This is a genomic window from Nitrospirillum goiasense (assembly GCF_034427435.1).
GTDB lineage: Bacteria > Pseudomonadota > Alphaproteobacteria > Azospirillales > Azospirillaceae > Nitrospirillum.
Genome location: NZ_JAXQNP010000003.1, coordinates 1,308,226 through 1,333,189, shown reverse-complemented (window position 1 = coordinate 1,333,189; position 24,964 = coordinate 1,308,226). Strand labels below are relative to the sequence as shown.

The window sequence follows — 24,964 nt, the reverse complement described above, 5'->3', positions numbered from 1 at the left end:
TACCGAGCAGCGCGCAAAGCTGTCCCGTGGCCATGACCTCGCCCGGGCCATCGACTATATCCTGAAGCGGTGGGCGGCCTTCACCCTGTTCCTGGACGATGGCCGCGTCTGCCTGTCCAACAACGCCGCCGAACGCGCGCTACGCGGCATCGCGCTCGGGAGGAAGTCCTGGATGTTCTGCGGCTCCGACCGTGGCGGACAGCGCGCCGCCGCCCTGTACAGCCTGATCGTCACCGCCAAGATGAACGGCGTCGATCCCCAGGCCTGGCTGGCCGACGTCCTCGCCCGGATCGCCGCCCATCCGGCACACCGGCTCGACGAATTGCTGCCCTGGCGCTGGACACCCACGCCCTCGGCGGCGCCCGCCGTGGCGGCCTGATCGCCGCCAACCTGCGGCCTACGCCGCATGCTTACGAAACGTCCAATCCGATATAGGCTTCGTTGCTATACTGCTCCATGGCTCGTCCTCCTCACGGTGAGGAAAGGCTCAATACCACGAGCAACCCTTGATCCGCGTGATTGCGGGGCCGAGCCACCTCACCTCGGACAAACATCCAGTCTTACGCACTTCGAGGCCTGTCAAGAGTTGCTGGGTAAAATAGCGGCCCTCCGCTTTCCCCCTCGACCGGCTGTGTCCTTCGACACATGGTGTTTCAGCGTCTCGCGAGGTATCCCCAGAAGTCGCGCGGCTTCAGCAATGTTCCCGCGGCCCTCTCGCATCGCCGCATCAAACCAGCGCCGACGAAACTCGGCCAGGCGGGCGTCGAAGTCGGCCGGGAAACGAGGAGAAAACTCCCCCAAGTCGTCTCCATGCTCATCCCTGAGGGCGCAAATCGCTGTTTCAACAGCCACTTCGTCAGAACTGCCGGCATTAATCTCCGCGAGGAGATGAAATGCGACGCGCTGCAGATCCCGAAAGTTCCCCGGCAGAGGGTGCTGCGTGATCTGGGCAAGCAAGTCCTGATGGATGGCGAAGTGCTCCCATCCAGCCGGTCGGAGGGCGGCCGTGACTGTCGCCCGCGCCAGGACCTTGGCCCAGGCGACAGGGATATCTTCAGTACAGTCGCGCAACGGCGGGACGGTCAGCACAAGGATGGCGAGCCGGTCAAAGAAATCAGGATCCAAACAATCATTCCGAAGCTCGGCCAGCGTGCGGTTAGTTGCACAGACCACGCGGAAGGTTGGCCGCACGAGTTTTGGGTCACCCAACGGGTGGAACCCACGCCCCTCCATTGCGGCGATCAGAAGCCGCTGCGTATCCCGATCAATATCAGCAATCTCATCAAAGAAAATCGTGTCCCCATCGGCCTTCTCAAGAAGCCCTATCCGTTTCTCACTCGCGCCGGTGAAGGCCCCCTTGGCGTGGCCGAACAGCTCGGACCGGGCCAATTGAGGGTTGGTCCGGAACTGGCCGCAGACCACCGTCGGCCACTCATCATCCCGTTGCTTCTGAAATGGGCTCATGGCGCGCAGACAATTGGCGAGCGTCGTCTTGCCCGTGCCTCTCTCGCCAAGCAAAAGAACAGGTATCCGCAATGGAGCCCATTTGCGCAATGTTTCCAACGTATCCTTCAGCGCACGGCTCTTGACCGCCCCCAGATTCCAGACCTGACCATCGTCGGCATCTTGGGTGTAGTAAGGCCGTGCCTGCGAGTAACGCCGAAGAACGGTATCAAGTCTGAAATCAACGATCTGGACGGGAGGCTTGCCGCTGTCCAGAGCCCGCTGATCCGACGTCTGAATCAGTTTTACCGGCCCTGGCAGGAAGCCGGTCGAAGCAAGGGTAAGCCAGACGGCATGCATGGCGGGTGTTCCCGGCGACAGGTGGATGACCAGCAAGTCGACCGGGTGCTCCTGGCGGATACGGAGCAGCACCTCTTCCGCGAACTTGCGGATCTCGTCGTGGTCGGTCGGAACCGCCGACGTTTTCCACGGTCGATAGATGATTTGGGGACAATGAGGCTTCAATTCGCTTTTGAGCGTCTTCACCGTCTCTTCAAACGCTTCGCGCTCTCGGCGGCCTTCCTCGCCGGAAACATCACGGTAACACAGATAGACTGTCCGCACTCGGGCGCCGAGAGCCCCCTTGAGGTCCTTAATCGCAGGTATCAGTGGCCCGGCCCAGTGATTGACGCTGACCCAACTGATCAGCACAGCCTCCGAGGGGGACGGGGCGGTCATGGCACCACCACGATGGCGGAAAGCTCTTTGGCAAGACGCTGTGCCTCGGGGGTTTTCACATCGTCCTGAACCAGGACATACGCCTTCCCGCCATGATCGTAGATTGGCAATTCATTTCCTTCGGAGGCTCTCGAGGGTTGGCGCGGCTTGGCATTCTTTGGCAGCCTCGGCGGCACCACCACCCACGTAAAGGCGATGTGTTGCGGCACCTCCCCCGGACGCGGGGCGGGATTCAACCTGGGCCGCGGCACTTCCGTCAGCCGCAGGGCATCGGGGGCGATCTGATCCGGGCATTTCTGATCATGCCGTTGCGTGACTTTGATCATCCCATCGCGCAGCCCATGGTCCACCGGCAGAAAATCCCCAAGATGCTCACCTCGCATGGCGTCTCCTCGGAAAACCCAGGGGAAGTCCTGCTCCCACTGCCGCAGGGTGGCCTCAATGCCATCGGCCATCCGCCCGGACAGCACAACCCCTACCTCGAATCCATGGTCAAGCCCGCCGGTTTCCAGATTGGCGGACATGACCAGGGCCGATTCTTCAGTGACCAGGGCCTTGGCATGCAGCTTGTCGTGCCCGACAATGGTTGCACCGGCTTCCGCCAGCGCCGATACAGCGGCGGAGACTGCCGGGCGCGGCCGCGTCATGATCGTCACCTGTACGTTTTGGCGCAGGGCCTCCAGCAACGCTTGTGTCGCCTCGTGGGTCCACTCGATGCCATACGTCGATAGCAGGATGTGCCGCCGCGCCCGCCCGATCATGGACAGAACTGTCTCCCGCAGAACCAGACGCGAGCGCAGCGTGCCCACAATATGCGGTCCAGCGGGCACCTTCGGCTGACCCGGCGGCGGCGGCACGGGAAGCAGACGCCCCTTTTCAGTCAATTCGCGCTCGGCCTCGCACCAGAATGCCCAGTTGAAGTACGCGGCCAGTTCCGCGGCATCGTTGCCCTGCAAACGGACTCCGAGCTCAATGTTTTCATGCAGGGCGCGGTTGAAATTGGCGGTGGAAAGGAAGCCTACGGACCTCACCGGATCATGGGCATCGACCACCAGAAACTTGGCATGAAAGTGTTCGGCCGAACGAACCAGCACCTTCCCCGCGAGTTGGTCGAGAAGCCGTTTATGCTCCTCCGCCATGCGCTGGTCGAAACCGTCATCCTCGCGCAACAGCTTGCCGATCCGCTGCTCCGACGCCGTAAGGGCATAAACCCGAACGTTCCGCTCGGCGGCCCGCAACATGGCCTCGGCCAATTCCTTATCGGCAAGCAGAAACGCGCAGACCTGGGCGACCTCCCTTGCACCATCCAGCGCTTCGATCATGGCCGACCGGAAACGCCCCTCAGGACCGCTCCGCCATACACCCGGACTCGGTGCCTCCGTCATTTCGGGCCGGGTTTCGGACCGGCGCAGCCATCCCGGACCAAGGGGCTCAGCAGTCAGATCAAGGACATGTTCACAAGAAATCGGTGCGATCATGATTCATCTCCACAGTCCAAGATCAGCTGGGGCGAGGACATGACGCACCGCGCTGAGATTATCGTTACTAAGGGCAAGGGCACGCATGGCGTCCGGCCCAAGCGGACTCGGTCGATGGTGCGGGAACTTGGCCAGCACACCGGCTGCCTGAGTGCGCAGCATTTCCGGCGTCACGTAGTCGGTGATTTCGTTCCACTGGAGCCACTCGCACCAATCCTGGGCATCCCGGTCAGTGGCGGGAAGAATGTCCGCTTGGCTCAGAGATGACGGCAGGAAGTCCCCGATACCCCGGACCCTCGTTTTCGGCACGGGGAAGTCCATTCGAAAGGTCTTTCGGCCGTTGATGTCTACGGCTTCAAAGGGAACCGGCACAGCCCGCAGGCCAAGGCGCGCTTGAATGCCTGACAGAACCTCAACGGGGATAGTGGTTGCCGCAGAGGCAAGCTCCATCCACAGCTCCGCATACGTCCACCCCCCCATATCCGAGCCGGCTACGGCATCGATACGGTGTTCGCTCTCCGGCAATCGCCCCGTCAGGCGGACCATGGGAGGACCATCCTTCCGCCAGGAAAGATCGAGCTTCAAGCTCCCCTTCTCACGTTCCTGCCCCTTCTCGCCAACGTCCTGGATCTGCCTGAGCTTGGAATCGGCAAGCGACCGATGCGCAGCCGTATTGATGCTGTCCCTGATGAGCAGGGCCGGAGAAAAAAGCTGTCCGCGAAAATCCTCCTCTCCCTTCTTTTGCTTGGACAGAAGTTTATGTGCCGCCTCAGTCTTGATGCGCTCCGCGTGAACCACGGGATTCGGCACAAGCGGATCATCAATGAGGTGGAACCGCCAGACACCCTGCTCCGCCACCAGAACCTTGCCGGTTTCGATGGCCAGATCGCCCAGCTCGCTCAACCGGGCAACCCCGTCGGCCCATTCAAGCATCTTCAACTTCACGCAGCGGTCCAGGGCGAGACGGCAAGCTTGCTCCGGAAGGGGTTTGAACAACTCCTGCTGGACTTGTTGAGGGGTCAGCTCCCCCCGCAATGCTTGGCGAGTTGGACGATTGCCAGGAACTCCGGGCGCTCCTGCTCGACGGCCACGGTAGCGGCCACGTCGAAGCATCGAACCTCCACGGTTCGGCTCAGATTGATCATTGATTGGCTCCCCACACGATGGCTTGCTTATAGTGCGTTGACGTGGCCAACGACTTCAGGAGGTCCGAGCGGCAGCGATCCGACCCCATCCAGCTGCGGTGGCCGATCAGGACCATTTGGAAGCGCGCTCTGGTGAGCGCGACATTGAGGCGATTGGGGCTGTTGAGAAATCCCGCGCTCCCGCTTTTCACGAAGGAAAGCAGCACAAAGTCTGCTTCCTGCCCCTGAAACCGGTCAACCGTCGCCAGCTTGATGCGGACCCGCTTCCCGAATTCAAAGGAACTGGTGCGTCCGTACTGCCCGCACAGCTTCCGCAGTCGCGCCCGCAGCTCCCGCTCCTGGGGACGGTAGAAGGTCAAAACCGCCACCTCCCAGGGAAGCAGGGGATCGGCGCCGGGCTTGGGAGCGTGCTCCGCCCAGGCGGCAAAGGCCTTCAATTCCTGGATTGCCACGTCCGCTTCCTCGACGCAGGCGTTTCCCTTTGACCAGCGCCGGGCGACGTCGAACCAGACCGCGCGCCGGGCGTAGCGGGAGTAATCCCACTCCCGCTGAGCCGCCATGCCCGTGGCATCGTGAAGCAGGTCATCGTCGGCATAAAACTGCTCGCGAGGGAAAGCAGAAATGTCAGGGTGCATGCGGTGTTGAAAGGAGAGCGAAACCAGCCGCCGCTCCAGATCAGGCTGCGGAAGGCCGTCCGTCAGCACCGTCTCCTGATTCCATCCCATCGAGCCCGCCCCATGCTGAAGAATTTCCAGAATGGACGGCAAGGCGACCCGTTGCAGGGTGTCGAGTTGCCGCGTGAACATCGACTGCTCATTCCCTGCAACAGGCTGCAAGGCCTTCAGGTCCGTCTTATAAGGGGCAGCCTCCTCGGGATTGTCGCGCAATTCGTGAGCGCGGATCAGGCGCCATGCGACCTCCCCTTCCCAGGTCAGTGTGTCTTGGCCCTTTTGCGCGTCCCGGTGAGCCTTCCAGTCCCCAAGGGACAGATCTCCACAGCCGAACACATGCTTAAAGTCACCGGGCATACGGTGCTGCATTGCCTCCATGGTTTCCGGGCGACCGTAGATAATAGAGGCTCCGGGAATCCAGGCGTGGGTTTCCGGCTTGTCCAGATCCACAGCCACCAGACCGCGTGCGCCCACTTCGGCGGCGATCATGGCTGCCTCGGCAGCGTTTTCGACCGCCACAAGCGAACATTCCGGCTTGCGTCTCGATGCGAGAAACGAGCACAGCAAGGCATCGGCGGACACCGTACTGCGCAGGGCTCGCAGGTTAGTCCGTAGATCCTGCTCCTCCACATAAGGCGACAATTGGCGGCGATCGCCGACGATGATCCAACGATTGGCGTGCAGCGCGGGGACCAGGAACTCGGCGAAGGTCGTCTTCGATGCCTCATCGAGGATCATGACGTCGAATGGTGCCAAGACATCACCATTCTTGATGGCCGGGTGCTGAAGAATGCCGATGGTGGTTCCACACACCAGATTGGACACCTCCAGGATCAAGCGCTGGAACCCTTCTTGCCCCGCTTTTAGGGAACCTTGAAGCGTCCCACGCGCGGCAACCCCGCTCTCGGTGACGCCGCTGGGGGCGTCAAGGAAATCAAGGACTTCTCCTCGCCAGCTCGAAACCACCCTTTTGAGGATCCACGGCCTGACGGCTTCCGACGACACGCGGTCGTCGTCCCCGATCCGGATGGGCATGACGAGTTTCTCGTTCGAACCGTCCTGCCACTCAGCCAGTTTCTCGAGGACGTTGTCCACCGCGACATGAGTAGAGGCAACCAGTAGGATGCGTTTTCCTTGCCGCGCCAGCTGGCAAATCAGTTCGCAGATGGCGGTGGTCTTCCCCGATCCCGGCGGCCCTTGCAGAAGCGCGAAGTCGGGAGTGCCGAGAGCCACTTCGACGAACCGCCTTTGCTCGTGGGTTCCACTGCGCGTGGTATCGGTCAGAAGAACCCATTCCCCCACCGGCTCCGGCTGGAAACCCAGCCACCGGGAATTAGGAGTGGCGAGTCGGACCAGCGGACCCCGTTGGACATGCGGGCAGTCTTTCAACTCCGCGACCGCCCTCTTTTGGCGCTGTAAGGAGTAGGTGTTGGGTCGCAGGAAAAGGACCAGTTCGTCAGCCTGGTCCTCTTCGTCCTCACCGGTCTTCACCTTCATGGGGCGCGGCAGATCGGACAGCAACAATGCCTGGGCTTCGTAGTCACGGGCAGCGACGGAGATCCGGGCCTCTACGAACCAGTAGGTTCGCTCCGGGGCTCGATCGTAAATCTCCTTGGCCTCAAGGAAAGCCGAAAAGATTGACTCGTCCTTCTGGTCACTGGAGAGGCTCTCCAGCATGACCCAGTGCCCGGTCGGCGGCGTTGACTGAATTTGACGGTCTCGCCGCCGCTTCCCCGGCTCGGCGGACGGAGTGCGCTGAAACTGCTGTTTCATGCGCTCGTCCAATTCCCGTCGTTCCTCGGCGGTGGGCTTTCGCCACCCTAGAGACAGGGCCGCCTCATGCGCCGCCTTCTCCGCCCGCTCCAGGTACTGACGGTAGGGCTCCAACTGAGCATGGACGCTCCTCATGGTTCTGCCGGCGTCGCGGATCCCTGGCAGGGACAAGTAGTACTCAAAGGCCATTCCAACCTCCGTTCACTCCCCTGCTCCGATGCACGCGGAGTGCCAGTTGAATAGGAGGCATAACCTCATGAACTAACACACAACGCGTGGCAGATGCAGCACTAGATACGGCGAATTTTCACCGGATGATGGTTTGTTTTCACCACTACCGCCGACATTTTGGCCTGAAGGCCTAGTTCGGTGGCCTGACAATGCGGTCAAGGCGATGATCATACAGGGCGGCGCCGAATGGTACCCAGGTCGACCAGGAAGAGGTCAATCGTCTTGTCCTCGAGGGCGGTGGCCGTCAAAAGCCAGCGTAGTCGTTGAGCGCGCCTTCCACTGTTGCGAATAGACACCGGGCGAAAGAACGACCTGGGTGGGCGCTGAACTGCCATCCGGCTCAGACTTAGCCAAGCTCGGCTTTGGGCAAGCAAGATCTGTCTGTGAATCGGCATGGAATAAGGGCTCTGACTCAAAAATGATGAAATCTGGAAGTCTCTTTGAGATCGCTTTTCCAATGGGATCAAGGCGATGCGAACAGACGCTCTTCGCTCAAGGTTTGTCCTTCCGGGTATGGTGATCAACGACGTTACCGACAACGGCATGTCCATTCTCATCGGCCTCGACGATGCCCCGCAGCTTCCCGGCGTCGGTTTTGATCGCCGCCAGGAACCGGTGGCGCCAGCGATGCGCGGTGCTGATGTGGACGCCGCAACGCTCCGCCGTCGTCTTGAGGGTATCGCCATCGGCCAGGGCGGAGGCCATCTCAAGCCAGCGATATTTGTGGTGCAGACCGGAAAGCGGCGTGCCGGTGGCCGCGCTGAAGGTCCGCTTGCAGGACCGGCACAGATAGCGCTGCAGGCCCCGGTTTTTGCCCTTGGCGACCGCCCCCGTCGCCTGGCAGTGCGGACACGTCCGATCATCACCAACCGAGGTAGCCGCGGCGCAGGTCCTTAGGGCGTGTCGTCAGCTGAGCCAGATGACAGCCGATACGAGGTAAACGGCGGCGAGAAAGGTGCTCGCCAGCTTGTCGTAGCGGGTGGCGATAGCCCGGAAGCTCTTGAGCTTGTTGAAGAATCGCTCGACGAGATTACGTTCGCGGTACAAGGCGAAGTCGGTGTCGCGGACGATTAGCCGATTCGCCTTCGAGGGGATGACGGGGAGGATACCCCGCTCGGACAAGGCGGCGATCAATGCGTCGCCGTCGTAGGCATTGTCAGCGATGAAGGCACGGGGAGCGATCTTGGCGAGCAATGGCAGGGCTTGGCTGAAGTCGGAGACCTGACCGGCGGTCAGGGAGATCGCCACCGGGTTGCCCAAGGCATCCACGACGGCATGGATCTTGGTGGTCAGCCCGCCACGGGAACGGCCTATGGCTTGATCGGCTCCCTTTTTTTGGCGCACCGGCGCTGTGCTGATGGGCGCGGACGACGGTGGCGTCGAGCATCATGTATTCGTTGTCGTTATCCTCAGCCAGGGCTTTGAAAAGGCGTTCGAAAACGCCGCTTTCACACCAGCGGCGGTAGCGGCGGTGGATGTTCTTCCAGTCCCCAAAACGGACGGGAGATCCCGCCACGGAATGCCGGCGCGGTAACGGTACAGCACCGCATCGACGAACAGGCGATTGTCCTTCGCCGTCCCACCAACATGCCCAGGACGTCCCGGCAGAAAATCCCGGATCCGCTCCCACTGGTCGTCGCGCAAAGCATAGCGTCGCATCGGTCGGCCCTCCTGTCAGCCGACCCTCTATGAATCACGCAGTCCGATCCCTGGGAACCCCTAACTGACGACACGCCCTAGGTCGGAATAGGAGAGTTTCCGAAGCCCCGCGTCAGGCGGCAGGGGCTATTACTATTCGCGTCGCACGGGAGCCGGGCTCAACCGTCATGGGGCGAAAGAGGGGAGATTGGCAGATCACGGTGGAATCCTCGCAGACACCCCGCATTGAGTCAACGGGGCGCCCGCACGTTAGGGTTACATGAATCGGAGGCCAGGCATTCCCTTTGAAATATACTCGTGGCTACCGGACGAGTTGGAACCCGCGCGATTGGAGTTCGCTCGCGACGCCATTGAAAGCGAGGCCGGCGAAGGCCTGCGGGAGAAATAAAAGACCAAAACCTAAAAGCGGAATCAGGGCGATGCCACCTATCAGTAGAATGAAGATCCTGAGTGCGTTCTCTTTTACATAATACTGGCCTCCGGACGACTCCAGGCCGACCAGGATATGGCGCCCAAAGTATCCCATGGGTTTCACGTAATACAACGTGACCTGGTCGCCCATCGCCTCTGCCAGGAAACCGTTCAGGCCGAGCGGGACGACGGCCTTGGAAAGGACCGTCTTGTCTACGCGGATCACGCTGTATTCGCAGACCTGGCGCGTCATGGTGTGGTCGCCCAGCAGCGTGAGGTGCCCCGAAAGCACTTTCATGGCTCAGGCCTCCGCGTAGGCGGGGGAAAGGGGCGAACCGGGGATGGATTGGGAGGGGGAGGCGCCGCGCGGGCACGAGCCTGGGCGCACCGCGGGCATGGGCCCGGGAGGGAAAGGTATACGGAGCATCGGGACGGGTCCTGGAAATACAGGGTGGACTGGATGTACGGCAGCAATACCCTAAGGCATCGGTGAAGATGGAATCCGCCGAAGGCTACCGTTTGGGAACGACACTTGGGATATATCCCATGGCGCCGAGCCGCGCAAGGGGGTGTTTTCCGGGACATGGAAGACATCCGGATCCAGTTCGGTTCATTGCTGAAGAAGCTCAGGAAGGCGAATGGGGTGACCCAGGAGGAACTGGCCTTCCGGGCTGAGTTGGACGTGTCTTACCTGTCCAACCTCGAAAACGGGCGTTCGAGCCCCAGCTTGGCCATGATCGTCGACCTGGCCTGCGGGTTGGGCGTGCAGCCCTTTGAGCTACTGGTGGGGATGGTCGTGGACCAGAAGCCGGAGCGGGAGAGGCGGCCCGACCGCAAACGGCGGAAGGACGAGTAGGGCGCAGGAGGTCGGCGCCTTTCGTTCTCGTCATGGCGGGGCGGGAAGACGGGCCCGCCGCCAGGCCACGCCGTTACAGCCCCCGTGGACCAGGGGATCATGGAGCTGATCGAAGTCGCCTCATGTCCAACCGTGCTCCGCGCGGCTATGATGACCGGCGACGCGCCTTGGCCGCCCCAATCGTTCGTAGCGAAATACGAAGGCGGCGAACGTCGACTTGATGTCGTTGAATTTCTGGACGTAACTCAGGCGCTGGGCGCCGATCCTTGCGCGGTGTTAGCGGATCTGGTCGTTCGTTCGGCAGCTTCATCAGATTGATACGCCCCAACACAGAATCTCCTTGACGGCGAACCAAGCTTCATGGCAGCCAATTTCCCTAGGATCCTTGAGGTCCCTGCTGATGTATTGTCCACCTCTGAGATGCTACGGATCGATGAGGAGGTGGGGGAGGGTGCCTAGGGCGTAAAGCCCACTCCCGCACGGGCTTCCGCGGCCGGCATGCCGCACTGTATAGCCAGAGCCTCTCATGAGGCGGCGGGGGACTGTCAGGAATTTCGTGCTCGGTGGGGTCGGTTTCACAATCAGGCGCTCATCGCCTTTGAGAACCGCTCACCGAACATGACGGCCATCTGGGCCTTGGCCGCTGTCCATTCGCGCGGTGGCATTTTCCAATCTTTCTCCGCCCGGTTCAAGACCAGGAACAGCAGCTTCAGGGCCGCCTCGTCATTAGGGAAGTGCCCCCTGGCGCGGACCGCCCGGCGCAGCTTGGAATTCAGCGCCTCGATGGCGTTGGTGGTGTAAAGGATCCGCCGGACCTCGCGCGGGAAGGCGAAGAAGGGAATGACCTCCTGCCACGCTCGGCGCCAGGCCTTGCCGATTGCGGCGTGTTTTTCGCCCCAGGGGCCGACCTCGAAGGCGGTCAACGCGGCCTCGGCCGCCTTGTCGTCCACGGCGTCGTAAATGGTCTTCAGGGCACCGGCGATGGCCTTGCGATCTTTCCAGGAGGCGAACTCCATGCTGTGGCGCAGCAGATGGACGATGCAGGTCTGTACGATGGTCTCGGGATAGGCGGCAGCGATCGCTTCGGGGAAGCCTTTCAGGCCATCGACCACGGCCAGCAGAATGTCTTCAACGCCCCGGTTCTTCAGTTCGTTCAGGACCCGCAGCCAGAACTTGGCGCCTTCGTTCTGCTCGATCCAGAGGCCCAGCACTTCCTTGGTGCCGTCGGCCCGCACGCCGATGGCAACGTGGATGGCCTTGTTACGCACCAGGCTCTCATCCCGGATCTTCACCCGGATGGCATCCAGGAACACCAGCGGGTAGATCGCCTCCAGCGGTCGGTTCTGCCAGGCCGTCACTTCCTCGATCACCGCGTCCGTGACTGTCGAGATCAGGTCGGCCGATACCTCGATGCCGTAGAGTTCCCGCAGGTGCCCCGCGATCTCACGCGTCGACATGCCCCGCGCGTACATCGAGATGATCTTCTCGTCGAAGCCCGGAAAGCGCCGCTGGTACTTGCCAATCAGTTGCGGATCGAACGTCGCCGTCCGGTCCCGGGGTATGGCCAGCTCAACCGGGCCACCATCCGTCAGCACCGTCTTGCGGCCATAGCCGTTGCGCCGGTTGCCGCCATCATCATCCGCAAGATGGTGATCCAGTTCCGCCTTCAAGGCGCGTTCCGTCAGAGCCTTCTTCAACTGCTCAAGCAGGCCGTTCTGTTCAAACGCCATCTTGGCGTCCGCCCCGGCCAGCAACTGGTCCAGGATCGCGTCGGGGATAACTGGCTCTTTGCGTCGGGCCATAGAGGGTCTCCTTCTTCCTCATTATGACCCCACCGAGCACGAAATTCCTGACAGTCCCGGCGGCGGGTGCCATGCCGAAATCTGCCTCAACCGCTGATATCAATTCTCCCCTCCTGCTGGATGTGCGACGCGCCGCCGCGTATTTATGTATGACGCCAGCGGGGTTTCGCTGGATGCTGGGCATCCACCAGGACCTGCCCTATGTCCGGTTCGGAAGCGGGCGAGGCCGTGTCTTTTTTCGCCGAACGGACCTGGAGGCGTGGGTTACCCGACATACGGTATTGCCCTCACCGCTCACCGCTCTCCCCACTTCGCTACCGTCGCCGCGGCGTAAAGGTAAAGGGCGGCCGCGCAAGATGCCGGTCACGGTGGGGTAACGCGCGGGTCGAACAGATCGTTGTTTCAAAATACGGCAATAGGGCTCGAAGGGCTGCAACCAGGCCTTCGCAGTCCTTTTACTCCAGGCCGCCACACTGAGACGGGGCACTACCAAGCTCCAGGCAACCGCTCTGCAATAGAATCAGGCCGACAACGAACCGTTATCGCTTTTGGACGAGTTCCTTTAGTGCCTGTGCGACAGGCGCCGGTATTGGGACCTCTCCACTCTCGTATCGCGCGATCTGGCGCACGCGCTTCCCCAGATCATGGGCGAGATCCTCCTGGGTTCGTCCGAGGCTTTTTCTCAGGGCGACAAACTCATCCCTGGACATGGCGCCGGCAACCTTGGCGGCCAATATCTCGTGAGCCAGGGAAATTCGCTCTCGTGTCTCTTTTGGGAGGCGGTCGTCAGCCAACGCCTCTTTGAGCAACTGAGAAGCCTCGGCAATCCCATCCCGTTTCGGTCGCGCCATCCAAATCCCCCGTAACTCGCGATGCGCACCTTACCGAAATTCCAGCGGCAGGCAAGAAGAGGGCTTGACCAAGAATAAGACCTGTCTTATTAAAAGACATGTCTTATTGAAAGGAAACCCCGTGGAACCCTCGACGTCCTCATGTCTCCCTCCGTCCGTCGCCGACTTAATGGCCCGGACCATCCAGCGTCTCCGCCGCCTTCCTATCCAGCCCGACCCGATCGTACCCCCTCACCTCCTGCGCCCATACGGCATCCTCACCTCGGCCATCCGTAGCGACGGGCAAATCCTTGAGGCCACTCTGTTCGAGGCGCTACGCGCGACGCCGCATCTAACGGTGTTCCGCACGCCCGCGATTTTCATCCCGGCCATGGTCGATCAGCTCGTCAGCGGTAGCGCAAGCAGCGAGGCGCTTAGGCTGTCGGACCTCCATTACGAGCATGAGGCGGGACGCAGGATCGCGCCCGACCTATTGGTTATCGACGCCCACCGAAGCGCTGCCGACTTCCTCGAAATCAAGCGCGGGATGGCCAAAACCGACGCTGGAAAAACGCGGCAAACGACCCGGGACCTGCGCTGTCTACGCCTGATTGCCAAAAGTTACGTGAAGTCCAAACTGGGCATCGAAATTTCCGAGGCAACGGCTGGAGTGTGTGCCATCCACGGCGCTACGACCGTGCCCTCGGAACACCGTGTCGACCTCCCCACGTTGGAGGCACGGTACTGCACCGAGATCCGAAGGGCCGTCGAAACTGCGCATCAGGAGTTCGCTCGCCGATTGCAGGAACTGCTTTTCGAACAGGCACTGGATGAAGACCTCAGCAGCCTGCTTGAAGGGCTCGTAGTCCTCGAACCAGCCTTGGCGGGTTGACTTGGCCGACCTATCACCCTGGCAACTCTGCTGAAGACGAAGACACATTCAGTGTCCTCGTGACGGAAGCCCTCTTGGAAAGGCCCGCCTTTCCTTAATACCTGCTGATCACACGCCTTACGCCTCCATGTAGCGGCCCATCGTGGCAGCTTGGTCAGCCAGAGTCACATCCCCTCCCCCACTTTCAGTCGCCGGCGCGCACCCGCAGCGCCGCAAAGGAGAAGTCATGCCCGCTAAAGGAATGAAACGCCTGCATGAAAAGTTTACCCCCAAGGTGCCTGAGCCACATCTCAGCTTCGACGAGGTGGCCGCCCGCATTCTGCTGCAAGAGGCATTCGAAACGTCGCCCGGCCTTGCGGCTGCCATTCGAAGGGGGGGCGTCACGCTGACCATCCTGGTGCAGGACCCCAGCTGGCTGGCAGCGGTGCAGCACGTGATCAACGCCGCGATGGCGGCTTTCGCCTGGGGCGCCCCGTCCATAATTCCCAGCCTACCGGGTGATGCGCCCCTTATCGACATGGCGTTTGCGAACGATGAGGATGACCTGGCCCCAAACATCGATGGCCACCTCAACGACGGCCCGGACTGGGCTGACCTCGACAAAGCGAAGGATCGCGCCATCGACGCATGGATTGTCACTATGCGGGATGGGACAGCGCCCGGCCTCAGTCTCGATGCCATCGAAGTGTCCGCGGCTGACCACATCTCCCAAGGACGCAGTGTCATCATAAGCGCGGCGAGCGAAACCGACTTGCCACCGCGTTTCTTCGCGGCGGCCGATTACCGGCTCACCTTACCGCCGCTGACGGGCATGACGTTGGCGAATTCCATTTTGCTCTATGCGCGTGAACCCTCTGTCGGGTTCCTACCCGACGACGTGTGCAAGGTTCTGACAGCTTTGGATCTAAAGCTGGCGGCCCGCCCCGCGCTGTCACCGGAGGAATGGTTAGGGCGCCTGGAACGCATGGCCAAGGCGCGAGGCCGGATTTCGCGCCCTGGACCGCGGTTGGCGGATCTCCACGGGATGAATGAGGCGGTGACGTGGGGAGAAGTCCTCCGTCATGACTTGGCCGCCTTCCGGGCCGGAAAGCTGCCTTGGGCCGACGTAGACACGGGCTGTGTCATCGCCGGGCCTCCAGGTGTCGGGAAAACCCAATTTCTTCGCGCCTTGGCGGCAACGTGCGAGGTCCCCCTGATCACCGCCTCGCATGCCGCCTGGCAGGCGGCTGGGCATCAGGGGAACATGCTGAGGGCGATGGCCGCCACCTTCATGGAAGCCAGGCAGGCAGCTCCGTGCATTTTGGCCGTGGACGAGTTGGACAGCTTTTCGAGCAGGCACCTGGAGGAATCCAGCAATCGCACCTACCACCACCAAGTCATGAACGCTTTCCTCGAACACCTGGACGGCACCCAAGGGCGAACGGGCGTCGTTGTGGTTGGCGCCTGTAATTTTGCTGAATTGCTCGATCCTGCACTGATCCGCGCCGGCCGTTTCGAGCGCGTGATCCATATTCCCTTACCCGATAGGGCGGCGTTGGCGGGCATCCTCCGCTTTCATCTGGGTCCGGATAATTTGCAGAACGTGGACCTGGCCCAATTCGCGGCGCAGATCGAGGGAGCCAGCGGCGCCGACTGCGCGCAAATCGTCCGCGGGGCCAAGCGCAGAGCGCGCCAGGCGGGCAGGCCGATGAAGCGGGAGGATTTGGAGGTTGGGATTCGACCAGCCAACCCTCAGCCGTTGGAGCTTCGTCAACGGACAGCCATCCACGAGGCCGGCCACGCAGTCGCCGCAACGATTTTGCGGCCAGGAACCCTGGTTTCCGCTACAATCCGGAATACTCCCACAACGCTGGGGCAAGTGAGCTACCGCCTGACTGACTGGACCTGGCGTGCCAACGATATTTTGGCTCTGATGCAGGTACATTTGGCTGGCCGTGCCGCGGAAGAGCTTCTCCTTGGAGAGCCATCCGCCGGCGCCGGCGGTAACGCTGACTGTGACCTGGCAGCCGCCACTCTGCTGGCCGCGCAAATGCACGGCAGTGACGGACTCGGCGGACAGTTGAGCTGGCTCGGTCAGGTGACGGCGCGCACGCTGCCACAATTTTTGGCCGCCTTCCCCAAACTCGCCTCGAAGGTCGAGATGCTGCTGGAGACCCAGTACGCGGAGGTGCGCACGCTCCTCCGTAACCGGCAGCACGCGGTTTCCGCCGTCGCCCAACTTCTATTGACGAGGGAGACGATTTCGGCCGCAGAGGTCGTGGCTGCCGCGGCCATGCCGTCACTCGCAGCCGACGGACAGGCAAGGCACTGAGCCTCATGGCCTTAATCTCCAGCCGGCCACCAAGAGGTCCGTCATGCACGCGGACCTATCACCGCTAATCCCATTCACGATTTCCAACCTAGCATCCAAACCGGAACCAGAGACTAAGATGTCCCCACCCACTCACACCCAGCCCCGCCCCGCTTTCCGGAAGCTCCGGGCCATCCCCATCATCCCCCTAGCGCCGCCGTGGTCGATCTCCAGTCTGTGCCTCCCTCCCCCCGTATGCGCCAGAGGGTGGCCTGTTGGTCTTCCGGTCGCCGCACCTGCAGGGACAGACCCTATGTATGAAGACAGGAATCCGCCCCCTGGCCCCCAGGCTAGGAAGGAGCCGGGTCGTCTGACTTCTTCGCCCTGGAGGGCTGGGAGTGAGGCTGCGACGCCGGTGTCGGCGCCCCGGCCACGCGGTCCACCAGGTAGCCGACATCCAGGCTTCCGTTCCTGACCAGGTCGTTCCAATCCTTCGCGCCGGCTGGGCGGTCGCGATAGCCCTGGCCAGGCCGCAGGCCGGCCAGGAGGGCGGCAGCAGCCTTGTCGCCAGCGTTGTCGGCGTCAAAAGCGACTACTATCAGGTCCCAATTGGGTTCCAGCCAGGGAATTTGCGACCGAACGCCACCGGTGGACCGAATTTCGACATCAACGCCCGGATGGAGCTGGGCATAGCTGATCGCGTCGATAGCGCTTTTGACCACGACCAGGGGCACGCGGCCCGGGCCCTGACTCGGGACCATGAACGCGCCTGCGTTACGGCTAGTCCCAGCGGCCATTCCGGTAAATGGCTGAGGTCCTGTGCCCTTGAGTTCGGCACCAACCGGACGGCCACGCCCATCCATCAACAGAAACACAGCATTGGCCCTATCATCCGCATATACGCGGCCGAGGCCATGCAGTCTATCGACCAGCTCGGCGGCGAGCCGCCTGACGGTGGTCAGCCACCGCCGCACCCGAGGCCAATTGGCCTCAACCAGTGGTGGGGGCTCGAACCTGAACGGCCGGGCCTCCGCCACGATGCCGGGGGCTCGGCCTTGAACGTGGACCACCACCGCCTGCTCGGCCTGGGCCTGGCCAAAGTTATCCCTCAGCCAGGCGACAGCCTGGCTGTATTCCACCTGGCGCAGGTGCTTGGCCAGGTCGATGGCGCTGCGGCCACGGGCCTGACGGTCGCCATCGTCCCACCAGGCTGCCCCCTCCACCTTGATGACCATCCCCTCCCCTATCCAACGCCCGGAATCGTCAATTTCCAGCCCGTAGGACGCTAGAACGTTCTCAAGGGCCACATCCGCCTTGGTGGCCTCAACCCGCTCTACGGCCTTCCTGGCGGCCTCTTCGGCCATTTCCGCTCTTTTGTTCGCTGCCTCGGCCGTGGCCATGGCCTCCACCTTCTCCCGCTCCAGGCGGTCAATCGCCTTCGACCTGACCAGATGGGGCTTAACCTCGCGGGAATATCGCTCACGATCCATGACCAGATTGTCCTGGCCCTTCTGGTTCTGGCTGTCGGCCCATGCCTGCCTCGTCGACTCCTGCATCATGAGCGGCGGGACCGGGACCTTCGTCCGTTTTATTGGCGCCGGCTCGCCAGGGGCCGGGGCGTTGACCTCCTTGTAGTAGTCAGATATGGCCCGGTGCCTGGCCTTCGAGCCCCGCACCCCGCGCTCGATGCCAAGGTGTGCAACCGCCGCCGCCGCCTTGTCCTGGAATTTCTCCAAATCCCCGAATAGCTCGAACGCGGACAGCCGCCCGTCATCTGTTAACGGTACAACAATGGCTTGGAAATGCGGGGTCGCTTCGTCCCCGTGAAGCTTGGCATCAACGATGCGGTCACCGTACTCCGACAACAGCCATTCCCAGGAAGCTTCAGCCCACGCTTTGGTCTTCGCTTTGTCATAGAGACCATACGCCTCCGGCTGGTCAGGCCGGAAGTAAGCGGGACTAACCGACAGAAGGATCTCCACCGCCAGGACAGAGTCGGCCCGGGGCTTAACCCCGGCGGCGGCTATCCTGTCCATGACCGTCTTGTCCGGGTGGCGGCCAGCGTCCCTGGGGCTTATCACCAAGCCCTTGGGGTCGGCATTCGGCGTCGAACGCGTCCGCGCGTTATGGCCGACCGCTCCCTTGATGTCGCTCGCCGTTTTGAGCTTATTTCCGACGCGGGCGATGCAGCGATTTACCTTGGCCATGACCTCTTTCCTAGCGAGGGGTGAAGGGGGCCGCAGCTGGCGACGCGGAGCACTTCCTATAGTAAGTATATGTATGGGGGTCTGATCGGGTCGATGCAGCGCCATTCTTCAGGACAAACCCATGCAGCAAAGCACTGGCGCGCCTTACCCCTCATGCCAGCCGCCGGGCCAATTCTTCCGCATCGGCATGGTAGTAGCGACTCAACATGGACAGCGTTTTATGACCGGTCACCCGCATGAGTTCCAGCGGGTTGGTGTACACCCTCGCCAACCGGCTGGTGGCCTCATGCCTGAGGTCGTGAAAGGTCAGATTGGGGATCTTTCGCCGAACGACGCGGGCGAACGTGATCTTCAAGGCATTCTGGTCCACCGGGAAAAGGCGACCGGCCTTGACCTCATAACCAGGCAACGACCGGATTGCCTCAACGGCTGCCGTCGACAGCGGTACCCGCCGCACCTCGCCATTTTTCGAGCCTTCCCCGCCCAGGCCACGGATCGTCATCACCCGTTTATCCAAGTCGATGTCCCGCCATTCGAGCGAGCACAGTTCGCCTTGGCGCGCCGCCGTTTCAAGGGCCAGCCTAGTTAGGGGAACCATCAGAGCCGCGTGGCGTCCTGCCGCAAGGGCCTTGAACAGCGTCTCCTCCTCGGCGGGACAGTCCTCCTGTCCCGCGATGACGCGGGCTGGCTGAAGGCGCCGCTCCCGCTTTCGATCGGCGCCCTTGGGACGGGCTGTAAGCTTGGAGGAGGCCACGTTGTCCACCACATGGACGGACCACTCTGCCCGGGCGTGATTGATGATGGTGGCGATCAGATTCAACCGCCTGACGATGGTGGCCGGCGCGTAGCCGTTGGCCGCCATCCGCTCACGGAAGGCCGCCACATCCCGGGAGGCGAGCATGGTCATGCGGAGTTGGCTGATCTGGTCGTCCAGGATCACGGCCAAGTGGCCCTTCTCCTTGTCGCCTCCCAGCTTGGCGGGCGTGATCTCTGCCTGATACCGGCGTATCAGGTCGCCCAGAGTATTACGCTCCGCCTCAGCGCGATCGACGAAAACGCCCCGGGAGATTTCCGATTCCATATCGGCCGCCCAACGCTTCGCGTCGGTCCGGGTTTCAAAGGTCTTGGACTGCGCAGGGAAACCCAAGCGGCGGATCTTGACCTGATAGCCGATGACCTAGCCTTCGCGGTTCTTTCGAGGGGTGATCGTAGCCATGGGACAGGGTCTCCGAGATAGTGCTCTCGGATCCATTTGTCCCCAAATTGTCCCGCAAAATCCAGCCAAACCGCTGGAAGCGTGGCGTCCCCTACGGGATTCGAACCCGTGTCGCCGCCGTGAAAGGGCGGTGTCCTAGGCCTCTAGACGAAGGGGACATGAGGCGGATGGAGGGTGGTCCATCCTATGTACGGCCATCCGGAGATGGCGTCCCCTACGGGATTCGAACCCGTGTCGCCGCCGTGAAAGGGCGGTGTCCTAGGCCTCTAGACGAAGGGGACGGCGGGGTGGATACATAATGACCCGGCCCCGATATGGCAAGCGGATAAAAAGACCCGCCCACCGGTTTTCGCGCATAGGGGGTCTGCCTGGTCGCGCGGCCGGATGGGCGGGAAAAGGGTTGCCGCCTTCCCCTAGCGAAAGCGCTCGATCGCGCGTTCCGCCTTCAGGATCAGGTCCAGCATCGGCTCGGTCTTGGGCATGGAGCGCAAGACCTTTTCCAGCGCCTGCAACTGGGCGGACACGGCCTTGTTCTTGCCGCGCGCCCGCAGGTATTCGAAACGGAAGGTGATGGCGGTGTGGAAGGTCGCCTCCAGATCCGCCTCCTTGGCGCGGATGGAGCGGTCGAACCCCTCCTTCTCCGCCACCTTGCGGCAGGCGGTGAACAGGGTCGCGGCCGCCTGGGCCACCGACACCTCGTCATCCGTGGGGCTGTGGTCCATGTCCGGCACCAGCCGAACCTCCAGCTTCTCGCGCACCTGCTTCTGCGGCAGGACCACGCCGGCGTCGCGCACCGCCACGCTGGCGAACTGGTCGGCGGCCTGCGTCACCTTCTGGCGGGCCTCGACCATCATGGTCTCCCACCCGGCGTTGCCGAATTCCTTCACCTCTTCCGCCATGCCCTGGACCATGGCGCCGGCGTCGGAGACGAGGCGGGCGCAGGTCATGAGCCAAACCCGCCGCGTCATGCCGCGGTCCCCCGCCGCCGTGCGGCCGATCTCCGCCAGCGTGCGCGTCAGGTCGCTGAACAGCCGGGCCGGGATCATCTGCAGGCCGGCGCTGTCGGCGCCGGCGCGCAGCAGGTCCGCCGACAACAGCCGCACCAGGCGCAGCGACTGCCACGGCTGGGCCAGCAGGCGCAGCAGCCCGTGGAAATAATAATCCACCACCTCGCGGTCGGCGGCGTGCAGGTGCATGTAGCCGTTCTTGGCTATGACCGTGCCCTGGGGGTTGAAGTCATGCACCCGGCCGTCCGGCGTGCGCGGGCACGCCGCGCGGATCTGATCGAACCACGGGGTCAAGAGCGGATCCAGGCCCAGGATGCGCGCGATCTCCGCCGCGTCCTCGAACGCGCGCTCGCTGCCCAGCAGCACCGCCAGTTCCCGCTTGCGCACGGACGACTGCGCGGCTTCCGCCAGCAGGATTTCGGTGGCCTCCGCCGCGATGCTGCGGCCGAACTGGATGACGGCGTCGATCTCGTCCTGTCGCTCGGAGGCGATGGCGTTGCGGTATTCCGCCGTGGCCGCCGCCAGGCGCGGCCGGTAGGGCGACCCCATGAGCAGGCGCCACCAAGGCGCCAGGCTGGACCGCGCCACCACCGCCCGCCGGTTGGCGGTGCTCATGGGATCGGCATCGATCAGATAGGGCTCAAGGCAAACGCACAGCGCCCGCTGGAACGTCGGCACCCGCACCGGCCGCAGGCTGCGCAGCATCGGGCGTAGGCAGGTCAGGATTTGTTCGTCGGAGGCGGCACCGGTTTCGGTCGCCCGGGCCTTTTCGACCGCGGTGGCGACACGGACCAGGGAGCCCTCGTCCAAGGTACGGAAATGGGATTCGAGACGGCTGAGAGTTGATTCTGGCGCCGCGGCATCAGCCGGGGTATCCGGTCCGGCCACCGCCGCCCGTTTCGTTCCAGGCTGTCCCGACATCAATACCCCCTCATCCCCCCCGGGCGACCTTTTCGGCAGCACAGGCGGAGCCTTGGAACCTTCTTGCGTTGTAATGACCAGCCCTTTGATTTTATGGCGCCCCACATGACCCGCCCCGAACGGATTAAGGCTCACGGAGAGTAACGGTTAAGTGCGCCCGCCCTTAAGCCGTAAGGATCGTCCAATGCAGGGCCGCTGTCAATCTGGCCTGAACCGCGATTTGAAAATGATAAATGGATGACGGGCGCGTTACGGTTAAACACACACCAATAGAAGCCTGCGGCGCTATTGGAGGAACGCTTTAATAAATTCATTAATATTTCACCGGAAGCGGCAATGTAGAGCGACTGTCAACTGTCGCCGCGCCGCCTGGTAAAAAGACGAGCTGGGTCGAAGCGGTCAGGAAGCGCAAAAAAGCCGCCGCGAAAGCGGCGACGACAGATGTTTGCGTTTGAAGGGCCGATGGTCCGAACGGTGGACATACATCGGTACCGACCAGGATGGGCACGGTTCTGCCGTCACCGCGCGCCGTAACGCGGCTAACGGACGATTTATTACTTTCGGATAGAGGCAGGCCCCCGCCGCATCAGACCCCGCCGGGGACCGCCGCATCGTCGATGGTCAGTTGCACCCCTTCCGCCCCGTTCCAACGGTCGGCACGCAGGGTTCCGGCCAGGTGCAGGGGCCGGCCGCCATGGTTCAGCAGCGCGGGGCCCAGATCCTCATCCATGGCGCGGAAGGCGATGGCCTTCAGCCGGGCGCCGTCCGGCGACGACAGAACGCACCGCACATGGTTGCCGCCCACCACATCGGCCCGCACGATGCGGGCATCAGCCACCGCCAGGCGCGGTTCGGAATTGCCGGTGCCGAAGGGCCCCAGGCGGGTGATGTGGCCCAGCAGGTCGGTGGACGCGCCCCGCACCGAAACCACCCCATCCAGGTGCAGGGTGGGCACCAGCGGCCCCTGCCCCGCCGTCTGCTGCGCGATCCGCTCGGCCAGGAAGGCGCGCAGATCGGCCAGCTTGGCCTCCGCCACGGTGAAGCCCGCCGCCATGGCGTGGCCGCCGCCGGCCATCAGCAGGCCGGCCTGGCGCGCGGCGATGACGGCGGCCCCCAGATCAACGCCCCGCACGGAACGGCCGGAGGCCTTGCCGATGCCGCCATCCAGCGCCACCACGCAAGCGGGCACGCCATAGCGTTCCTTGAGACGGGAGGCGACGATGCCGATGACGCCGGGATGCCAGCCCGCCCCCGCGATCACCAGCGCCCCGGCGCCAGGAGTGAGCGCGGCCTGCGCCTCCACCAGGGCGATGGCCTCCTCCAGCACCAGGGCCTCGATGGCCCGGCGCTCGGCATTCAGGGCATGCAGCTGGGCCGCCAGGTCGCGCGCCTCCACCGGGTCCTCGGTGGACAGCAGGCGCGTGCCCAGGTCAGCCCGTCCCACCCGGCCGCCAGCGTTGACGCGGGGGCCCAGGATGTAGCCGGCATGGTAGGCGTCCATGCGTTCATTGATGCCGGCCACGTCGGCCAGGGCCGAGAGTCCGGGATTGTTGCGCCGGCCCATGACCTTCAGGCCCTGCGCCACCAAGGCCCGGTTCAGGCCCACCAGTGGCACCACGTCGCACACCGTGCCCAGCGCCACCAGATCCAGCCAGCCCATCAGGTCCGGCTCCGCCCGGTTGGCGTACCAGCCGGCCTGTCGCAGGGCGCGATTGACGGCCACCACCAACAGGAAGCTGACGCCCACCGCCGCCAGGGTGCCCAGGCGGTCGGTCATGGCCTCGTCCAGCCGGTTGGGGTTCACCACCGCGTGGGCCTTGGGCAGGGCCGGCTCCGCCTTGTGGTGATCGACGACGACGACCTCCAGCCCCGCCTGGGCGGCGGCGGCCAGCGGCTCGAACGAGGTGACGCCGCAATCGACGGTGATGACCAGGTCCACCCCCGCCTCACGCAGGCGCAACAGCGCCGGGGCGTTGGGGCCATAGCCTTCGGCGATGCGGTCGGGGATGTAGGCCTGGATGTCGGCGCCCACGGCCCGGAAGAACCGCACCAGCAGGGCGGAGGAGGTGGCGCCATCCACGTCGTAATCGCCGAAGACGGCCAGGCGCCGCCCCCGGCGCACCGCGTCGGCCAGATGCTCGGCCGCCGCCTGCATGTCCAGCAGGGCGTGGGGATCGGGCAGGAAGCGCTTCAGGGTGGGGCCCAGGAAATCCTCAGCCTCTTCCAGGCTGACGCCGCGCGCCGCCAGGACACGCCCCACCAATTCCGGCAGGCCACCGCGCTGGGCATGGGCCAGGGCCAGCCGCTCATCATGCGGGCGGGCCAGCCAGCGTCGGCCGGTCGCGGACCGCGACACCCCCAAAAGGGGGCGAGGCTCGCCGGCCGGGATGTCCCCCGCCGGCGAGCCCACGAACGTGATGTTATTCTGCATCCGGAACGAATTTGGTCTTGGTGCGGAGATTGTGGTGCGCCTCAACATAGCGCACCGTGCCGCTCTTCGACCGCATAATCACCGAGTGGGTGTACGCCCCGCCGGGGAAGCGGCGGACGCCGCGCAGCATGGTGCCGGTGGTCACGCCGGTGGCGGCGAACATGACGTTGCCGCTGGCGAGGTCGGTCAGGCCGTACTTGCGGTCCAGGTCGGTGACGCCCCAGCGCTTGGCGCGGGCGCGTTCATCGTCGTTGCGGAACAGCAGGCGGCCCTGCATCTGGCCGCCGATGCAACGCAGGGCGGCGGCGGCCAGCACGCCTTCCGGCGCGCCGCCGGAACCGACATACAGGTCGATGCCGCTGTCGGGCTGCGCGGTGGAGATGACGCCGGACACGTCGCCGTCGCCGATCAGCATGATGCGGGCGCCGGCGGCGCGCACGCGGGCGATCAGCTCGCGGTGACGGGGGCGGTCCAGGATGCAGACCACCAGTTCCTCCACCGTGGCATGCTTGGCCAGGGCGAGGTTCTTCAGGTTGGTCTCGATCTTCTCATCGATATCGACCACGCCCTCGGGCAGGCCGGCGCCCACGGCGATCTTGTCCATGTAGACGTCGGGGGCGTTCAGGAAGCCGCCCGACTCCGCCATGGCGATGACCGCCAGGGCGTTGGGGCCGCCGGTGGCGGTGATGGTGGTGCCTTCCAGCGGGTCCAGGGCGATGTCGATCTTGGGACCGTGGCCGCTGCCCACCTTCTCACCGATGTACAGCATCGGCGCCTCGTCGCGCTCCCCCTCGCCGATCACCACGGTGCCATCGATGGCCAGGCTGTTCAGGGCCTTGCGCATGGCATCCACGGCGGCCTGGTCGGCAGCCTTCTCGTCACCGCGGCCCATCAGCAGCGAGGCGGACAAGGCCGCGGCCTCGGTCACGCGCACCGCTTCCAGGGCCAGGTTGCGGTCCATCA

18 protein-coding genes, 2 tRNA genes and 2 pseudogenes are annotated in these 24,964 nt (G+C 63.4%); 5 read left to right on the top strand and 17 right to left on the bottom strand.

Annotated elements, in window-relative coordinates:
* Positions 1 to 7: 7 nt before the first annotated feature.
* A pseudogene (locus ULB03_RS20180) lies at positions 8 to 379 on the top strand (IS66 family transposase); the annotation flags it as partial.
* 200 nt (positions 380 to 579) lie between these two features.
* On the opposite strand, the gene ULB03_RS20175 reads toward ULB03_RS20180, so the two are convergent.
* The 8 genes and pseudogenes from ULB03_RS20175 to ULB03_RS20140 form a co-directional block, all read right to left on the bottom strand.
* Complete coding sequence (locus tag ULB03_RS20175) at positions 580 to 2,181, bottom strand: sigma-54-dependent transcriptional regulator (protein ID WP_322484879.1); 1,602 nt, start codon at positions 2,179 to 2,181, stop codon at positions 580 to 582.
* On the bottom strand, positions 2,178 to 3,503 hold the full coding sequence (locus ULB03_RS20170) for a phospholipase D-like domain-containing protein (protein WP_322484878.1): 1,326 nt from the start codon (positions 3,501 to 3,503) through the stop codon (positions 2,178 to 2,180). The genes ULB03_RS20175 and ULB03_RS20170 overlap by 4 nt, the downstream gene beginning before the upstream one ends.
* 159 nt (positions 3,504 to 3,662) lie before the next feature.
* Complete coding sequence (locus ULB03_RS20165; RefSeq protein WP_322484877.1) at positions 3,663 to 4,604, bottom strand: hypothetical protein; 942 nt, start codon at positions 4,602 to 4,604, stop codon at positions 3,663 to 3,665.
* 196 nt (positions 4,605 to 4,800) lie between these two features.
* The gene (locus ULB03_RS20160) at positions 4,801 to 7,437 is read right to left on the bottom strand and encodes a DEAD/DEAH box helicase (RefSeq protein WP_322484876.1); all 2,637 of its coding nucleotides are present in this window, start codon (positions 7,435 to 7,437) and stop codon (positions 4,801 to 4,803) included.
* Positions 7,438 to 8,031: 594 nt separating this feature from the next.
* Positions 8,032 to 8,349, bottom strand: a pseudogene (locus tag ULB03_RS20155) (transposase); the annotation flags it as partial.
* A gap of 36 nt (positions 8,350 to 8,385) precedes the next feature.
* Complete coding sequence (locus ULB03_RS20150) at positions 8,386 to 8,823, bottom strand: IS5 family transposase (protein WP_322484875.1); 438 nt, start codon at positions 8,821 to 8,823, stop codon at positions 8,386 to 8,388.
* Between the two features lie 42 nt (positions 8,824 to 8,865).
* On the bottom strand, positions 8,866 to 9,138 hold the full coding sequence (locus ULB03_RS20145) for a transposase (RefSeq protein ID WP_322484874.1): 273 nt from the start codon (positions 9,136 to 9,138) through the stop codon (positions 8,866 to 8,868).
* A gap of 301 nt (positions 9,139 to 9,439) precedes the next feature.
* Positions 9,440 to 9,847 (bottom strand): hypothetical protein, encoded by a 408-nt coding sequence (locus ULB03_RS20140; protein WP_322484873.1) that lies wholly within the window; start codon positions 9,845 to 9,847, stop codon positions 9,440 to 9,442.
* Positions 9,848 to 10,132: 285 nt separating this feature from the next.
* On the opposite strand from ULB03_RS20140, the gene ULB03_RS20135 reads away from it, so the two are divergent.
* Positions 10,133 to 10,405 carry a helix-turn-helix domain-containing protein gene (locus ULB03_RS20135; RefSeq protein ID WP_322484872.1) on the top strand — a complete coding sequence of 91 codons (273 nt, stop codon included), beginning with the start codon at positions 10,133 to 10,135 and terminating at the stop codon, positions 10,403 to 10,405.
* A 99-nt stretch (positions 10,406 to 10,504) separates the two neighbouring features.
* Entirely contained in the window at positions 10,505 to 10,723 is a 219-nt protein-coding gene (locus ULB03_RS20130; RefSeq protein ID WP_322484871.1) for a hypothetical protein, read from the top strand.
* A gap of 263 nt (positions 10,724 to 10,986) precedes the next feature.
* On the opposite strand, the gene ULB03_RS20125 is transcribed toward ULB03_RS20130, so the two are convergent.
* A complete protein-coding gene (locus tag ULB03_RS20125; protein ID WP_322484870.1) occupies positions 10,987 to 12,207 on the bottom strand; it encodes an IS256 family transposase in 1,221 nt (406 codons plus the stop codon).
* Between the two features lie 539 nt (positions 12,208 to 12,746).
* Positions 12,747 to 12,917, bottom strand: coding sequence for a helix-turn-helix domain-containing protein (locus ULB03_RS27515; protein ID WP_416211175.1), 171 nt, complete (start codon positions 12,915 to 12,917; stop codon positions 12,747 to 12,749).
* 310 nt (positions 12,918 to 13,227) lie between these two features.
* On the opposite strand from ULB03_RS27515, the gene ULB03_RS20120 reads away from it, so the two are divergent.
* Positions 13,228 to 13,929: a hypothetical protein gene (locus tag ULB03_RS20120; protein WP_322484869.1), complete on the top strand. Its 702-nt coding sequence runs from the start codon at positions 13,228 to 13,230 to the stop codon at positions 13,927 to 13,929.
* Positions 13,930 to 14,155: 226 nt separating this feature from the next.
* Positions 14,156 to 16,240: an AAA family ATPase gene (locus tag ULB03_RS20115; RefSeq protein ID WP_322484868.1), complete on the top strand. Its 2,085-nt coding sequence runs from the start codon at positions 14,156 to 14,158 to the stop codon at positions 16,238 to 16,240.
* A 329-nt stretch (positions 16,241 to 16,569) separates the two neighbouring features.
* Here the strand turns inward: ULB03_RS20115 and mobV are convergent, their stop codons facing one another.
* The 7 genes from mobV to glpX all read right to left on the bottom strand — a co-directional run bounded on the left by mobV (position 16,570) and on the right by glpX (position 24,962).
* Positions 16,570 to 18,426 carry a MobV family relaxase gene (gene mobV, locus ULB03_RS20110; protein WP_322484867.1) on the bottom strand — a complete coding sequence of 619 codons (1,857 nt, stop codon included), beginning with the start codon at positions 18,424 to 18,426 and terminating at the stop codon, positions 16,570 to 16,572.
* Between the two features lie 151 nt (positions 18,427 to 18,577).
* On the bottom strand, positions 18,578 to 19,573 hold the full coding sequence (locus ULB03_RS20105; RefSeq protein ID WP_322484866.1) for a tyrosine-type recombinase/integrase: 996 nt from the start codon (positions 19,571 to 19,573) through the stop codon (positions 18,578 to 18,580).
* 151 nt (positions 19,574 to 19,724) lie between these two features.
* A tRNA-Glu gene (locus ULB03_RS20100) sits at positions 19,725 to 19,800 on the bottom strand.
* Positions 19,801 to 19,847: 47 nt separating this feature from the next.
* A tRNA-Glu gene (locus ULB03_RS20095) sits at positions 19,848 to 19,923 on the bottom strand.
* Positions 19,924 to 20,055: 132 nt separating this feature from the next.
* Positions 20,056 to 21,459: a hypothetical protein gene (locus ULB03_RS20090; RefSeq protein WP_322484865.1), complete on the bottom strand. Its 1,404-nt coding sequence runs from the start codon at positions 21,457 to 21,459 to the stop codon at positions 20,056 to 20,058.
* 697 nt (positions 21,460 to 22,156) lie between these two features.
* Positions 22,157 to 24,001 carry a single-stranded-DNA-specific exonuclease RecJ gene (gene recJ / locus ULB03_RS20085; protein WP_322484864.1) on the bottom strand — a complete coding sequence of 615 codons (1,845 nt, stop codon included), beginning with the start codon at positions 23,999 to 24,001 and terminating at the stop codon, positions 22,157 to 22,159.
* The gene (gene glpX, locus ULB03_RS20080) at positions 23,991 to 24,962 is read right to left on the bottom strand and encodes a class II fructose-bisphosphatase (protein ID WP_145729459.1); all 972 of its coding nucleotides are present in this window, start codon (positions 24,960 to 24,962) and stop codon (positions 23,991 to 23,993) included. Before glpX ends, recJ begins: the two co-directional genes overlap by 11 nt.
* Positions 24,963 to 24,964 lie beyond the last annotated feature (2 nt).

Excerpts from the sequence above, each read along its gene's own strand:
- ULB03_RS20175 (WP_322484879.1), bottom strand. The coding sequence starts at position 2,181 with ATGACCGCCCCGTCCCCCTCGGAGGCTGTGCTGATCAGTTGGGTCAGC.
- ULB03_RS20170 (WP_322484878.1), bottom strand. The coding sequence starts at position 3,503 with ATGATCGAAGCGCTGGATGGTGCAAGGGAGGTCGCCCAGGTCTGCGCG.
- ULB03_RS20160 (WP_322484876.1), bottom strand. The coding sequence starts at position 7,437 with ATGGCCTTTGAGTACTACTTGTCCCTGCCAGGGATCCGCGACGCCGGC.
- ULB03_RS20145 (WP_322484874.1), bottom strand. The coding sequence starts at position 9,138 with ATGCGACGCTATGCTTTGCGCGACGACCAGTGGGAGCGGATCCGGGAT.
- ULB03_RS20140 (WP_322484873.1), bottom strand. The coding sequence starts at position 9,847 with ATGAAAGTGCTTTCGGGGCACCTCACGCTGCTGGGCGACCACACCATG.
- ULB03_RS20135 (WP_322484872.1), top strand. The coding sequence starts at position 10,133 with ATGGAAGACATCCGGATCCAGTTCGGTTCATTGCTGAAGAAGCTCAGG.
- ULB03_RS20130 (WP_322484871.1), top strand. The coding sequence starts at position 10,505 with ATGGAGCTGATCGAAGTCGCCTCATGTCCAACCGTGCTCCGCGCGGCT.
- ULB03_RS20125 (WP_322484870.1), bottom strand. The coding sequence starts at position 12,207 with ATGGCCCGACGCAAAGAGCCAGTTATCCCCGACGCGATCCTGGACCAG.
- ULB03_RS27515 (WP_416211175.1), bottom strand. The coding sequence starts at position 12,917 with ATGTCCAGGGATGAGTTTGTCGCCCTGAGAAAAAGCCTCGGACGAACC.
- ULB03_RS20120 (WP_322484869.1), top strand. The coding sequence starts at position 13,228 with ATGGCCCGGACCATCCAGCGTCTCCGCCGCCTTCCTATCCAGCCCGAC.
- ULB03_RS20115 (WP_322484868.1), top strand. The coding sequence starts at position 14,156 with ATGCCCGCTAAAGGAATGAAACGCCTGCATGAAAAGTTTACCCCCAAG.
- mobV (WP_322484867.1), bottom strand. The coding sequence starts at position 18,426 with ATGGCCAAGGTAAATCGCTGCATCGCCCGCGTCGGAAATAAGCTCAAA.
- recJ (WP_322484864.1), bottom strand. The coding sequence starts at position 24,001 with ATGCAGAATAACATCACGTTCGTGGGCTCGCCGGCGGGGGACATCCCG.
- glpX (WP_145729459.1), bottom strand. The coding sequence starts at position 24,962 with ATGGACCGCAACCTGGCCCTGGAAGCGGTGCGCGTGACCGAGGCCGCG.